General features: G+C 64.9%; 8 protein-coding genes. 2 read left to right on the top strand and 6 right to left on the bottom strand.

The annotated features are described in order from the left end of the window. Positions 1 to 136: 136 nt before the first annotated feature. The 4 genes from M6E97_RS21625 to M6E97_RS21640 form a co-directional block, all read right to left on the bottom strand. Positions 137 to 988 (bottom strand): mechanosensitive ion channel family protein, encoded by an 852-nt coding sequence (locus M6E97_RS21625; RefSeq protein ID WP_003095599.1) that lies wholly within the window; start codon positions 986 to 988, stop codon positions 137 to 139. Between the two features lie 250 nt (positions 989 to 1,238). Further along, entirely contained in the window at positions 1,239 to 2,174 is a 936-nt protein-coding gene (locus M6E97_RS21630) for a transglutaminase family protein (RefSeq protein WP_003121150.1), read from the bottom strand. After that, positions 2,174 to 4,672 (bottom strand): circularly permuted type 2 ATP-grasp protein, encoded by a 2,499-nt coding sequence (locus M6E97_RS21635; RefSeq protein ID WP_033937842.1) that lies wholly within the window; start codon positions 4,670 to 4,672, stop codon positions 2,174 to 2,176. Before M6E97_RS21635 ends, M6E97_RS21630 begins: the two co-directional genes overlap by 1 nt. 261 nt (positions 4,673 to 4,933) lie before the next feature. Beyond that, complete coding sequence (locus M6E97_RS21640) at positions 4,934 to 7,177, bottom strand: YgiQ family radical SAM protein (protein WP_003135540.1); 2,244 nt, start codon at positions 7,175 to 7,177, stop codon at positions 4,934 to 4,936. Positions 7,178 to 7,389: 212 nt separating this feature from the next. Between M6E97_RS21640 and M6E97_RS21645 the strand changes: the two genes are divergently transcribed. Both M6E97_RS21645 and M6E97_RS21650 read left to right on the top strand, forming a co-directional pair. Beyond that, positions 7,390 to 9,270 (top strand): diguanylate cyclase, encoded by a 1,881-nt coding sequence (locus tag M6E97_RS21645; protein ID WP_033937843.1) that lies wholly within the window; start codon positions 7,390 to 7,392, stop codon positions 9,268 to 9,270. Between the two features lie 166 nt (positions 9,271 to 9,436). Beyond that, positions 9,437 to 10,978, top strand: coding sequence for a glycoside hydrolase family 1 protein (locus M6E97_RS21650; protein ID WP_033937844.1), 1,542 nt, complete (start codon positions 9,437 to 9,439; stop codon positions 10,976 to 10,978). A gap of 23 nt (positions 10,979 to 11,001) precedes the next feature. Here M6E97_RS21650 and alr read toward each other — a convergent pair whose 3' ends face one another. Together alr and dnaB are read right to left on the bottom strand one after the other, a co-directional pair. Beyond that, the gene (alr, locus tag M6E97_RS21655) at positions 11,002 to 12,093 is read right to left on the bottom strand and encodes an alanine racemase (RefSeq protein ID WP_019484479.1); all 1,092 of its coding nucleotides are present in this window, start codon (positions 12,091 to 12,093) and stop codon (positions 11,002 to 11,004) included. A 68-nt stretch (positions 12,094 to 12,161) separates the two neighbouring features. Continuing rightward, on the bottom strand, positions 12,162 to 13,556 hold the full coding sequence (dnaB, locus tag M6E97_RS21660) for a replicative DNA helicase (protein ID WP_003095622.1): 1,395 nt from the start codon (positions 13,554 to 13,556) through the stop codon (positions 12,162 to 12,164). Positions 13,557 to 13,600 lie beyond the last annotated feature (44 nt).

The raw sequence follows: 13,600 nt of genomic DNA on the forward strand, positions 1-13,600 counted from the left end.
GCCCGCACTATACCTTGTTCGCCGGGGTGCCCGTTGGACTCGCCGATGGCCCGTTTTCTCCGCGCGGCCCGCCACCCGGTCCGCGCACAAACGCCAACGCCCCGCAGGACGGGGCGTCGGTGCCGAGCGGGAAACGTCAGGCGCCGGCGGACTGCTGCACGATCACCGTCTGCGCCGGCATCGGTGCCGGGAAGTCGGCGCCGAGGGCGTCCTTGATCACCTTGTTGGTATCGAAATAGACCTGCCAGTAATGGTCGTTGTGGCAATACGGGCGCACCGCCAGCACCGGCCCGACCAGGTTGAACTCGAGGATCTCCACGTCCACCGGCGGCTCGCCGAGCACGTTGGGAATCGCCGCGACGCGCTGCTTGAGCAGGGCGATGGCCGCCTGGTAGTCGGCGGCACCGGAAAGCTGCGCCTTCAACTCGACCCGGCGGAACGGGTTGTGGGTGAAGTTCTGGATGTTGTCGCCGAATATCTTGTTGTTGCCGACCATGGTCAGCACGTTGTCCGGAGTGTTGATCGCCGTGGTGAACAGGCCGATCTCCTTGACCGTGCCGGTCACTCCGCCGGCGCAGATGAAGTCGCCGACTTTGAACGGCCGCAGGACGATGATGAAACCGCCGGCCGCCAGGTTCGCCAGCAATCCCGACCAGGCCATGCCGATGGCCAGGCCGACCGCCGCGATCAGCGCCGCCAGGCTGGTGGTCTGGATGCCGAAGAAACCGAGGATGCCCACCACCAGCAGCACGTTCAGGGTCACCGTGATGAACGAGCCCACGTAGCGCAGCACGGTGGGATCGACCTTTTGCCGCTCGAGGGATTTCTGCACCATGCCGACGGCGAAGCCGATCAGCCAGCGGCCGATCACCCAGAAGGCGATGGCCGCGAGAATCTTGATGCCGAAGGCGAAGGCGTACTGGGACACCGTCGCCCAGAGCGCGTTGATCTTCTCGGTACCTACGTTGACGATCGTCGTGTCATCCATATCGCTCACCGTGCGCAAGGAAGGAGTCTGGCTCCGTACGAGAACCGCCCCTGGCACCGGAAAGGCAGGCTCCGGCCCTTGGCCCGACAACGTCCGTAGCGGATTCTGGAAAAGCTAGCACGGCGCCGCGAATTTGCCGGAGCAGCGCTTCGTTGTCCCCAAACGGCGTGGGCGAGGCTGTGGACAACCTGGGTGAAAAGGTCCGGGAGTCCCGGGCGGCAGGGCCTCCGCGGAGCCGATCATTTTCTGATCAGCCGGCAGTTTCCCGTAGCGGCAGCACGGTCACCCGCACCTCCGGGTCATGGCTACCACCGCCGAGGATCACCCCGCGCAGCGGCGACACATCGGAAAAATCCCGCCCCCAGGCCAGGGTGATGTGCTCCAGGTCGGGCAACAGGTCGTTGGTCGGGTCGAAATCCACCCAGCCGTTCTCCGGGCAATACAGCGAGACCCAGGCATGCGAGGCGTCGGCGCCGATCAGTCGCGCCTGCCCGGGCGGCGGGCGGGTCAGCAGGTAGCCGCTGACGTAGCGCGCCGCCAGTCCGCGCGCGCGCAGGCAGGCGAGCATCAGGTGGGCGAAGTCCTGGCAGACCCCGCGACGGCGCTCCAGCACTTCGTCCAGCGGCGTCGCCACCTGGGTGGCCTGCGCATCGAAGGCGAACTCGCGGAAGATCTTCTCCATCAGTGCCGCCGCCGCCACCAGCAACGGCCGTCCGGGCGGGAAGCAGTCGGCGGCGAACTCGGCGAATCGCCGCTGGATGCGCACATAGGGCGACTCGACGCGATAGCGGCAGGCTTCCAGCTCGGCGGCGGACAGCGCCCGCCCGGAAAATGCCAGCCCGGCGGCGACGGTTTCCCATGCCGGCGACGCGGTCAGTTGCGCCGGCGCATGGGCGAACACTTCGACCTGCAGTCGCGCGCTGACCCGCAGCGCCTCGTGGGGACGCTCGAAGGCCAGCCGGCTCAGCGGATTGCCGAATGCGTCGTGGCCATCCTCGCGCCGGCTCGGCCCCGGCTCGATCAGCAGTGCCCGCTCATGACAGGCCTGCCAGGCGCATTCGCGTGGCCAGAGATGCGCCAGTTGCCGCGACAGCGAGACCGGCGTCGCATAGCGGTAATGGGTGTCGTGCAGCACCTGGTAGCGGGCGCCCTGGAGCGGAACGGAGCGAAGCGCGGGTGCGGACATCAGGTGGATACCGTTCTCTGGCTGACATCGTCGACATGGGCGAAATAGCGCAAGCCTAGCCGATCGGAGACCTGTCCGGCGCAGGCGGCGATGTCGCGCAGCAGTCGCGCCAGCCCGACGAGCACCTCGTCGAGTCCTGCCGCGCCGAACAGCGGGCTTTCCAGGGCCGCCAGGTCGAAGCTGCGCAGGCGTTCGCCCAGGGTCCTGAGTTCCCGCTCGCGTGGCGCGCCGAACTCCTCGTGCAGGCGCTCCAGCGAACGCTCCAGGGCCTGCAACTGGAAGCGCAGCGAGTGCGGGTTCTGCTCGTGCAACAGGAGCAGGTCGAGCACCGGGACCAGCTGCGGCGACGCCAGGTAGCGCGAGCGGTAGGTGATGCCGCTGTTACCCAGCTCCAGCAGCCACTCCAGCGCGCCGGCGTCCCAGGCGCTACCGCCGTCGAGGAAGGCGGCGATGCTCTCGGCGAAGAAGCGCACGCGCTCGATGCGCCGGCCGATCATCAGGAAACGCCAGCCGTCGTCGCGGGTCATGTCGTCGAGGGCGAAACCGGACAACGCGGCCAGGGACATCACTAGCCGGTTGAGGAAGTCCAGCGCTTCGCCGAGGTCGGTGCGTGCCGGATCGAGCGCCTGCATGTCGCGTTGCAGCTCCAGCAAGGCCAGCCAGTTCTCCCCGGACAAGCGCCCGCGCACCTGCGCCGCCGCCCAGTGCAGGCGCCGCAGGTTGGCGCACAGGCTCGCCGGCCAGTGCTCGTCGAGCAACGCCCGCAACAGGCACCTTTCCAACGGCGCGCCATCCCCGGGCAGCAGGCCGATGCCGCCGGCCAGGGCCAGGGCGCTGCGCAGCGCCTCTTCGTCGCCATCGGCATCCACGTAGCGCGACAGCACCACCCGCAGCAGGCGCGCGTGGTCGTCGCAACGCTCGGCATAGCGGCCGTACCAGAACAGATTTTCCACCACCCGCGACGGCAGGTAGGGATCCTCGCGGACCAGGTCGCGCACGCCGAGCCGGCGCGGCCGCCACGGCTCGCCGCCGACCGCACGCTCGGCCAGTACCCAGGTGTCCTTGCTGGCGCCGCCGCGTTGCATCGACACCACTTCGGCGTCCGCCGCCGAGGCTACGCGGGTCAGGCCGCCGGGCATCACCCAGTAGCGGCCGTCGCTGGCGGCGACGGCGAATACGCGCATGCCGATGGCCCGCGACTGCAGGCCGACGCCGGCCTCGCCGTCGCGCCAGACCGGCGCCTGGGACAACTGCGCCAGGCGTTGCGCCACGTAGGCCTGCGGGCGCTCGCGCAAGCGCTCGCCGAGGGACGCCAGGCCGGCACCGTCGAGGGCGTGGCCGAACAGAGGTTCGCAGCGCTGGCCGGGAAAGGCCGGCTTGATCACCAGGTCGGGCAGTGCCGCGAGTATCGCCTCGAGTGCCTGCGGCTCGCCGCACCAGCGGGTGTCGAGCGAGGGCAGCGCCAACTCCTCGCCGAGCAGGCGGCGACAGGCCTGCGGCAGGAAGCCGAGCAGGCCGGGCGATTCCAGCACCCCGCTGCCCAACGCGTTGGCCACCAGTACGCGCCCCTGGCGTACCGCCTCGAGCAGGCCGGGAATGCCCAGCGCCGAGTCGGTACGCAATTCCAGCGGGTCGCAGAAGTCGTCATCGAGGCGCCGCAATACCGCGTGCACCCGTTTCAGGCCGCCGAGGGTCTTGAGATAGAGGGTGGCGTCGCGCACCGTCAGGTCGTGCCCCTCGACCAGCGGGAAACCGAGCTGGCGCGCCAGGTAGAGATGCTCGAAGTAGGTTTCGTTGAAACGTCCGGGAGTCAGCAGCACCACCAGCGGCGTCTCGCCGTCGCCGGCGGCCTGGCTGGCGAGGGTCTCCTGCAGGGTGCGGAAATACCCGGCGAGATGCTGCACACGCAGGTCGCGATAGAGTTCCGGCAAGGCCCGCGAGACGATCTGCCGGTTCTCCAGCGCATAGCCCGCGCCGGACGGCGCCTGGGTGCGGTCGGCAAGGACCTGCCAGCGTCCGTCGGCATCGCGCGCCAGGTCGACGGCATAGCTGTGCAGGAAAATCCCGCCGGGCGGCCGGATGCCGAGCGCCGGCCAGAGGAAGTTCGGATGGCCGAAGACCAGTTCGCTGGGCAGCAGCCCTTCGGCGAGCAGACGCTGCTCGCCGTACAGGTCGGCCAGCAGCGCGTTGAGCAGCCGAGCACGCTGTGCCACGCCGGCGGCGATCGGCTGCCACTCGGCGGCGGACAGCAGGTTCGGCAGAAGGTCCAGCGCCCAGGGGCGGTCAGTGCCCTTGGGATCGGCGTAAACGTTGTAGGTGACGCCGTTCTCCTGGATCTGCCGTTCCACCAGGGCCTGGCGCTGGCGCAGTTGCTCAGGGCTGCTGCGCTCCAGTTGGCGGAACAGCCGCTGCCAATGGGGACGCACGCCACCCTGGCGATCGAGCAGCTCATGGTAGGCCGTATCGGTGAACGGATAGTGGGCAAGCAGCTCGGGCATCGAAGGCTCGCGGGGCTGGGGTTGCGGTCACTGTAGCGGAGTCGGCGACGCGCCGCCGGAGCGAAGCGACGAGGCGTTGCCGGGTCCGCCAGCGCGGTTCTCCGCGAAGACCGGGTTGCCCCGGAAGCGCAAGACTTGTGCCAGCGCCGCCAGGCCCGGGAGGCCAGGAGGTCGCGCCACGGCGATGCACCGCGACGGTGCGCGACCGCTGGCCGGGTTGCAGCCACGCACCCTTTGCGGGCGGCAGGGCCGCCCCGGCGATCAGCGCGGGATGTTCGGCTGGCGCGACTTCTTCTTGCCCTTGGCGAAGGCCGTCGCCTTGTTCTGCTGGCCCTTGCTCCACGGCTTGCCGCCGTCGCTGGCGCGGGGTGGCAGGCCGGTATGCTGGGTCAGCAGCTTGCCGGCCTTCTTGCTGCCGGCCGGCGTCGAGTTCTTCCGCCGGGCGCTCTGGTATTCGCCGGTATCCGGCTGGTAGGTCGGGACCAGGTGGTGCTTGCCATTGCCGATCAGGTCGGCGCGCCCCATCCGCTCCAGCGCCTCGCGCAGCAGCGGCCAGCCTTTCGGGTCGTGGTAGCGCAGGAAGGCCTTATGCAGGCGCCGCTGCTGGTCGCTCTTGACGATGGTCACGCCATCGCTCTTGTAGGTGACCTTGCGCAGCGGGTTCTTGCCCGAGTGATACATCGCGGTGGCGGTGGCCATCGGCGAGGGATAGAACGCCTGGACCTGGTCGGCGCGGAAGCCGTTGCGCTTGAGCCACAGGGCCAGGTTCATCATGTCTTCGTCGGTGGTCCCGGGGTGGGCGGCGATGAAGTACGGGATCAGGTACTGCTCCTTGCCGGCTTCCTTCGAGAACTTCTCGAACATCTGCTTGAAGCGGTCGTAGGTGCCGATCCCCGGCTTCATCATCTTGTCCAGCGGACCGCGCTCGGTGTGCTCCGGGGCGATCTTCAGGTAGCCGCCGACGTGGTGGGTCACCAGTTCCTTGACGTACTCGGGCGACTCGACGGCGAGGTCGTAGCGCAGGCCGGAGGCGATCAGGATCTTCTTCACCCCCGGCAGCGCCCGGGCCTTGCGGTACAGCTCGATCAGCGAGCTGTGGTCGGTATCGAGGTTCTCGCAGATGCCGGGGAACACGCAGGACGGCTTGCGGCAGTGCCGCTCGATGTCCGGGCTCTTACAGGCGATGCGGTACATGTTCGCCGTCGGTCCGCCAAGGTCGGAGACCACGCCGGTGAAGCCGGGCACCTTGTCGCGCATCTCCTCGATCTCGCGGATGATCGAGTCGTGCGAGCGGTTCTGGATGATCCGTCCCTCATGTTCGGTGATCGAGCAGAAGGTGCAGCCGCCGAAGCAGCCACGCATGATGTTCACCGAGAAGCGGATCATCTCGTAGGCGGGAATCTTCGCCTTGCCGTAGGCCGGGTGCGGTACGCGGGCATAGGGCATGCCGAACACGTAGTCCATTTCCTCGGTGCTCATCGGAATGGGCGGCGGGTTGAACCAGACATCCACTTCGCCGTGCTTCTGCACCAGGGCACGGGCGTTGCCCGGGTTGGTCTCCAGGTGCAGCACGCGGTTGGCGTGGGCATAGAGCACCGGGTCGTTGCGCACCTTCTCGAAAGACGGCAGGCGGATCACGGTCTTCTCCCGGGTCAGCCTGGGGTTCGCCAGCAACTGCACGACCTTGGCTTCCTGCGGGTCCTCCTGCACGCCCTTTTCCTGCTCGATGGCGCAGGCGGCAGTGTCCTGGGTATTCACGTAGGGATTGATGATCTTGTCGATCTTGCCCGGCCGGTCGATCCGCGTGGAATCGATCTCGAACCAGCCCTCCGGGGTGTCGCGACGGACGAAGGCGGTGCCGCGCACGTCGGTGATCGCGCTCAGCGGTTCGCCCTGGGCCAGGCGCTGGGCGATTTCCACCACCGCACGCTCGGCGTTGCCGTAGAGCAGGATGTCGGCCGTGGCGTCCATCAGGATCGAGCGGCGGACCTTGTCCTGCCAGTAGTCGTAATGGGCGATACGGCGCAACGAGGCCTCGATCCCGCCGAGGATCACCGGCACATGGCTGTAGGCCTCCTTGCAGCGCTGGCTGTAGACCAGGCTGGCGCGGTCCGGGCGCTTGCCGGCCAGGCCGCCGGGGGTGTAGGCGTCGTCGGAACGGACCTTCTTGTCCGCGGTGTAGCGGTTGATCATCGAGTCCATGTTGCCGGCCGCCACGCCGAAGAACAGGTTCGGCTCGCCGAGCTTCATGAAGTCGTCCTTCGACTGCCAGTCCGGCTGGGCGATGATGCCGACGCGGAACCCCTGGGCCTCCAGCAGGCGGCCGATGATGGCCATGCCGAAGGACGGGTGGTCGACGTAGGCATCGCCGGTGACGATGATGATGTCGCAGGAGTCCCAGCCGAGCTGATCCATCTCTTCCCTACTCATAGGCAGGAAGGGCGCCGGACCGAAACACTCGGCCCAGTACTTGGGATAGTCGAACAGCGGCTTGGCGGCTTGCATCACGGGCACCAGGGGGTATCTCTAGGAATAGGGGGTCGCGAAAACGCGGGCGCGGAATATAGCACAAAAAATGAGCAATTCCGACGTTTTCACTGGGTATTGCCTGCCGTCGGCCGGCTTCGAAAAAATGCCATCATTTCGCCACCTTCTTTCTATACTCCATTCATCGTCATCTCACCCGGCCTCTAAGGCAGGCCCCCGGGAGAGTCATCGTGCGCCATCCTCTTGCCCTGCTCGCGGTCGTCTTCCTGCTACTGGCCAGCGCCGTTTCGCGCGCCGCGCCGGAGTTTCCAGCGCCCCCGGCCAGCGGCGCCTGGTTGAACGGCTCGCTGGACCTGCTCGAAGACCCCGATGGCAACCTGGCGGTGGAGGACCTCGAACAAACGGAGCAGGCCGGCCGCTTCGTCGCCGCCGCCGGCCGCACCAGCGTCGGCCTCAGTCGCAGCGTCTGGTGGCTGCGCCTCGACCTGCCGAGACGCGAGGCGGTATCCGGCGGCTGGTGTCTGGAAGTCGCCAGCGCCAGCCTGCACGACCTGCGCCTGTACCTCCCCGACGAGCGCGGCGGGTTCCGCGAACATCGCAGCGGCGAAGCGGTGCCCTTCGCCGAGGGCCGCGACCACGCCTATCGTCATCCGCTGTTCCAGCTCCCTCCCGGCGATGGGCCGTTGCGCGTCTACCTGCGCAGCTACGATCCCGGCGGCAACGCCTTTCCGCTGAGGCTCTGGAGCCACGACGAACTGCTGGAATACCGCAGCCAGGGCAACCTGCTGTTCGGCATGGCCTACGGGCTGATCCTCGCCCTGCTGCTGTACAACCTGTTCCTCTTCACCAGCCTGCGCGATCGCGCCTATTTCTGGTACGTGCTGACCGCTGCCAGCGCGCTGGTGCTGACCCTGAGCATCAGCGGCCATGGTTTCGAGTATTTCTGGCCCGAGCGGGCGGTGCCCTGGTGGCTTGACCGCCTGGCGCTGCTGGCGATCTGGGGCATCTGCGTGATCCGCTTCAGCCAGAACCTGCTGCAAAGCCGGCAGCACGCACGCTGGGCCCATCACCTGCTGAACGCCTGTTGCCTGCTGTTCCTTGCCTGCCTGGCGTTCAACGCCGCCGGCTGGCGCTGGCAGGCGGCCGGCGTGCTGGCGCTGACCCTGCTGGCCAACCTGCCGATCGCCATCGGCCTGGCAGTGCAGCGCTGGCGCCAGGGTTCGGCCACGGCGCGCCTGTACCTGGTCGGCTTCGGCCTGGTGCTCGGCAGCGTCAGCCTTGGCGTGATGCGCGCCACCGCGCTGGTCCAGCCGACCTCGGCCAACGCCATGGTCTTCCCGCTGGCGCTGACCCTGGAGGCCCTGCTGTTCTCCCTGGCGCTCGCCTCGCGCATCCAGGATCTGAAGCAGGAAAGGGCCCTGGCCCTGGACCAGGCCGACCAGGAAAAGAACGCGCGCCTGGCCCTGCTGCACAGCGCCCAGCGCGACCTGGCACGCGCCGTGGAAGTCCGTACCAACGAGCTGAGCGAGGCCAATCGCCAGTTGCAGATGCGCGAAGCGCAACTGCAGTACGCCGCCCATCACGACTCGCTGACCGGGCTTGGCAACCGCAGGCACCTGATGGAATTCGCCGAAAGCGCCCTGGACGATGCGCGCCGCCACGGCAACAGCATGGCGCTGCTGCTGATCGACCTGGATCACTTCAAGCCGATCAACGATACCCATGGCCACGATGCCGGCGACTTCGTCCTGCAGAACGTGGCCCAGCGGCTGCGCCATTGCGTGCGCACCGAGGATTGCGTGGCACGCCTCGGCGGCGACGAATTCGCCGTGCTGGTCGGCGGGTCGAATGCCGAGCAGCATGCCCGCGACATCGCCGAACGCCTGCTGCGAGAACTGGCGAAACCGGTGGAGTTCGCCAAGCAGTGGCTGGTGATCACACCGAGCATCGGCGTCGCCCTGTTTCCCGGCGACGCCCTGCAGTTCGGCAAACTCTACAAGGCCGCCGACCAGGCGCTGTACCGGGTCAAGGGCGCCGGGCGCGCCGGCTATGCGATGGTCCAGGAGCTACAGTTGGAGCAAGCCATGGACAGCCTTCGAACTTACAAATGAAGCCTGGAGACAGCCCACATATCGAGCTATCCTACAATTCCTTTGAAAGATGATTTCCAGACCTGCGAGTAAAACGCTCAAAACGAGTAGAAATATAAAAATCGACTCGATATCACGAAAACACCTAGACCCCTACAATCATAAACCAACCTAAAAAACCATAAAAATGCGAAGAAGCCTCCTCCAATTTAAAAATTTTCGAAAAACCCTAAAAAAAAATATAAAGAACCGTCTCGCGCTTCTTTCTCTTGCGCTCCTATATGATACCTCGCTGGCCACTGCGAAGCCTCAGGAAAACTGCAACTTTCTCTGGGGAACGGCCTCAGCGGCCTATCAGGTAGAGGGCGGTTGGAATCTGGACGGGAAAGGACCTTCGAACTGGGACGACTTCACCCATAGAGGCATTACCAAGTATCTTATCGGAGAGAGCCACACTGGCGATGTTGCCACGAACCAGATATCCAGAGACGTCTATCTAAAAGACATAGATCTGATGCGCAAACTCGGAGTCAACTCGTACCGTTTCTCGATAAGCTGGGCACGAGTGCTGCCCGATGGCCAGACGATAAACCCCAAAGGGCTCGAGTACTACAAGATACTCATACAAGATTTGAAGAATGCCGGAATAACTCCAATTGTAACACTTTACCACTGGGATATGCCCTTAGCTCTTTACAAGAAAGGTGGATGGTACTCCTCTAAATCGCCCGACTGGTTCGCTGGCTACGCAAAGCTCATTTTCAGCAATTTTGGCGAAGAGGTACCTTACTTCATAACTTTCAATGAGCCGGAGGGCAATATCTTTACCCTGACGCCCTTGGTAGAGAACTTCCTCACCGAGACCCCCTCACCCTATGAGAAAGTACTATCCGTAGAGTCACGCGCAGCTCAGGCAGAGGCCATGCACAACCTCCTGCTGGCGAACTCGCTAGCGGTTACCTCATACAAGGAAGCAGGGTACAAGGGACGAATCGGTATTGCCCTGAATCTATCCCCCTGTGTCGATAATGAGAACCCGAACAGCGCAGCCAAGAGGAACTGTAACTCTGTGCACAATGCCTGGGTTCTGGACGCGCTTTACAAAGGAAACTACCCGAAAGATATAAAAACTCTCTATCAGAAGTACGCACCCGCGTTCCAGCCCTCTCAGGATGATATGAAAAAGATCATGCAGGGAAGACCTGACTTCATCGGCGTAAACTTCTACTCTCCCACCCTGGTGAAAGACGATCCAAGCCAACCCTTCGGAATAGCAAATCGCCCAAATCCAGACCAGTATCCTTCCTATAACGGCCCCGTCTCTCCTTCTCATCTGGTCGAACTACTAATGCAGATAGACAAAGAATACGACCATCCTACTCTGATCATAACGGAGAACGGAGCCGGTTTCGGAGTGGACGATGAAAAACTCACTGAAAATAGGGTGCTAGATCCACTCAGGGCAAAGTATCTCTCTGACCACATTGATGCAGTGCTCTCAGCCAGGCATGCAGGAGTGAAAGTAGAAGGGTATCTATTCTGGAGTCTTCTGGACAACTTCGAGTGGCTGTTCGGCTACAGAAATCGCTTCGGAATGATTGGGGTCGACTTTGAAAGCCCACAACTAGCGAGGACACCAAAATCCAGCTATTACAAATACCAAGAGAAAATCAGGGATTATAAAGAGCGTAACAAGTGCCTGCCCCAGCAAAGCCGGCACTCAGGTTAACGACTTCAAAAAAAGACCTGGCGCTATAGGCGGCCAGGTCCGTACTGGAAGGCACGCGGAACCCGCGCACCAACCTTGCTCAGAAGCTCGTAGCCGAGGGTGCCGCAGGCACGGGCGACCTCGTCCACCGACAACCCGGCGCCCCACAACTCCACCGGGTCGCCAACGCGAGCCTCCGGCAGGTCGGAGAGGTCGACCGCCAGCATGTCCATCGAGACCCGCCCGGCCAGGGTCGCGCGGCGTCCCCCGACCAGTACCGGAGTCCCGGCTGGCGCGGTGCGCGGGTAGCCGTCGGCGTAGCCGCAACTGACCGTGCCGATCCGCGCCGGCCGCTCGGCGATCCAGGTGGCGCCGTAGCCGACGCTCTCGCCCACGGCCACCTCGCGCAGCGAAATCAACTGCGCGCCCAGGCTCATGGCCGGCCTCAGGCCCAGTTCGGCGGCACTCAGGTCGGCCAGCGGGGTCGACCCGTAGAGCATGATCCCCGGCCGTAGCCAATCCATGTGGGCGGCCGGGATGGTCAGCACCGCCGCCGAGTTGGCCAGGCTGCGCTGGTCGAAATCCAGGTCGAGCAGGCCGAGGAAACTCTCCAACTGCTGCTCGGTGAGCGGATGGTTGCGTTCGTCGGCGCAGGCGAAATGGCTGATCAGGTTCAGTTCGCGCACACCGGGATGGTTGCGCAGGCGCGCATGCCAGGCGCGCAGCGCGACGGGATCGAAGCCCAGGCGGTGCATGCCGGAGTCGAGCTTGAGCCAGACGTTGAGTGGAATATCCAGGCCGGCGGCGAGGAACGCCTCGCCCTGTTCCGCGCCCTGGATCACCAGGTCCAGGCGCAATTGCCCGGCGAGGGCGTATTCGCTCGCCTCGAAGCAGCCTTCCAGCAACAGGATGCGCGCGCTGGCGTGCAAGGCGCGGACTACCGCGGCCTCCTCCAGGCAGGCTACGGCGAAGCCATCGGCATCGTCGTGCAACGCGGTAACCACTTCGCGCGCACCGTGGCCATAGGCGTTCGCCTTGACCACCGCGAACGCCTGGCGCTGCGGCGCGCAGCGCTTGGCCAGGGCATAGTTGTGGCGAATGGCGGAAAGGTCGACGGTGGCAACGAGGGGACGCATGGCATCGGGTCCTGCAACTGAAACGGGTGCCTATGGTAAGGCGCCCGCCGGGCAAGACCCAAGCCGGGTCATTCGTCCTCGAAGTTGTACATGCCGGCGGCAAGGTTCTCGAAGCGCGTGTATTTGCCGATGAAGGCCAGGCGCACCGTGCCGATCGGACCGTTACGCTGCTTGCCGATGATGATTTCGGCGACGCCCTTGAACTCGGTCTCCGGGTGGTACACCTCGTCGCGGTAGACGAACATGATCACGTCGGCGTCCTGCTCGATCGCCCCGGATTCGCGCAAGTCGGAGTTCACCGGGCGCTTGTTGGGTCGCTGCTCCAGGGAGCGGTTGAGCTGCGACAGGGCGATCACCGGGCAGTTGAATTCCTTCGCCAGGGCCTTCAGCGAGCGGGAGATCTCGGAAATCTCGTTGGTCCGGTTGTCGCCGCTGGAGCCGGGTATCTGCATCAGCTGCAGGTAGTCGATCATGATCAGCGCCAGGTCGCCGTGCTCGCGCACCAGGCGACGGGTCCGCGCACGCATTTCCGAGGGGCTGATGCCGGCGGTGTCGTCGATGAACAGCTTCTTGTCGTTGAGCAGGTTGATCGCCGAGGTCAGGCGCGGCCAATCCTCGTCGTCGAGCTTGCCGGAACGGACCTTGGTCTGATCGATGCGACCGAGCGACGAGAGCATACGCATCACGATCGAGTCGGAGGGCATCTCCAGGGAGTACACCAACACGGCCTTGTCGGTGCGCATCACCGCATTCTCGACCAGGTTCATGGCGAAGGTGGTCTTACCCATCGACGGACGCCCGGCGACGATGATCAGGTCGGCCGGCTGCAGGCCGCTGGTCTTCTCGTCGAGGTCGGTGAAACCGGTGGACACCCCGGTCAGCGCCTCGCTGGTGTTGAACAGGTAGTCGATGCGGTCGATGGTCTTGACCAGGATATCGCTGATCCCCACCGGCCCGCCGGTCTTCGGTCGCGCTTCGGCGATCTCGAAGATCTTCCGCTCGGCCTCGTCGAGGATCTCGTTGGCGCCGCGTCCTTCCGGGTGGAAGGCGCTGTCGGCGATCTCGTTGCTGATGCCGATCAGTTGGCGCAGGGTGGCGCGCTCGCGGATGATCTGCGCGTAGGCCTTGATGTTGGCGACCGACGGAATGTTCTTCGCCAGTTCGCCGAGATAGGCCAGGCCGCCGACCTGGGCCAGTTGTCCTTCCTTCTCCAACTGCTCGGAGAGGGTCACCACGTCGATCGGCTGGTTGGCCTCGGCCAGCTTGTAGATGGCGCGGAAGATCAGGCGATGGTCATGGCGGTAGAAATCGCCGTCGGACACCGAGTCCGACACCCGCTCCCAGGCGTTGTTGTCCAGCATCAGGCCACCCAGCACGGCCTGCTCGGCCTCGATCGAGTGCGGCGGCACCTTCAGGGCTGTGGTTTCCAGGTCGTATTGCTCGGGGCTGGTGATCTCGTTCATAGACTCGACGCAAGAAAAAGGAACAGCGGAAAAAACAACGGGCA

It is taken from the genome of Pseudomonas sp. B111 (assembly GCF_026428275.1).
Taxonomy (GTDB): domain Bacteria; phylum Pseudomonadota; class Gammaproteobacteria; order Pseudomonadales; family Pseudomonadaceae; genus Pseudomonas; species Pseudomonas aeruginosa.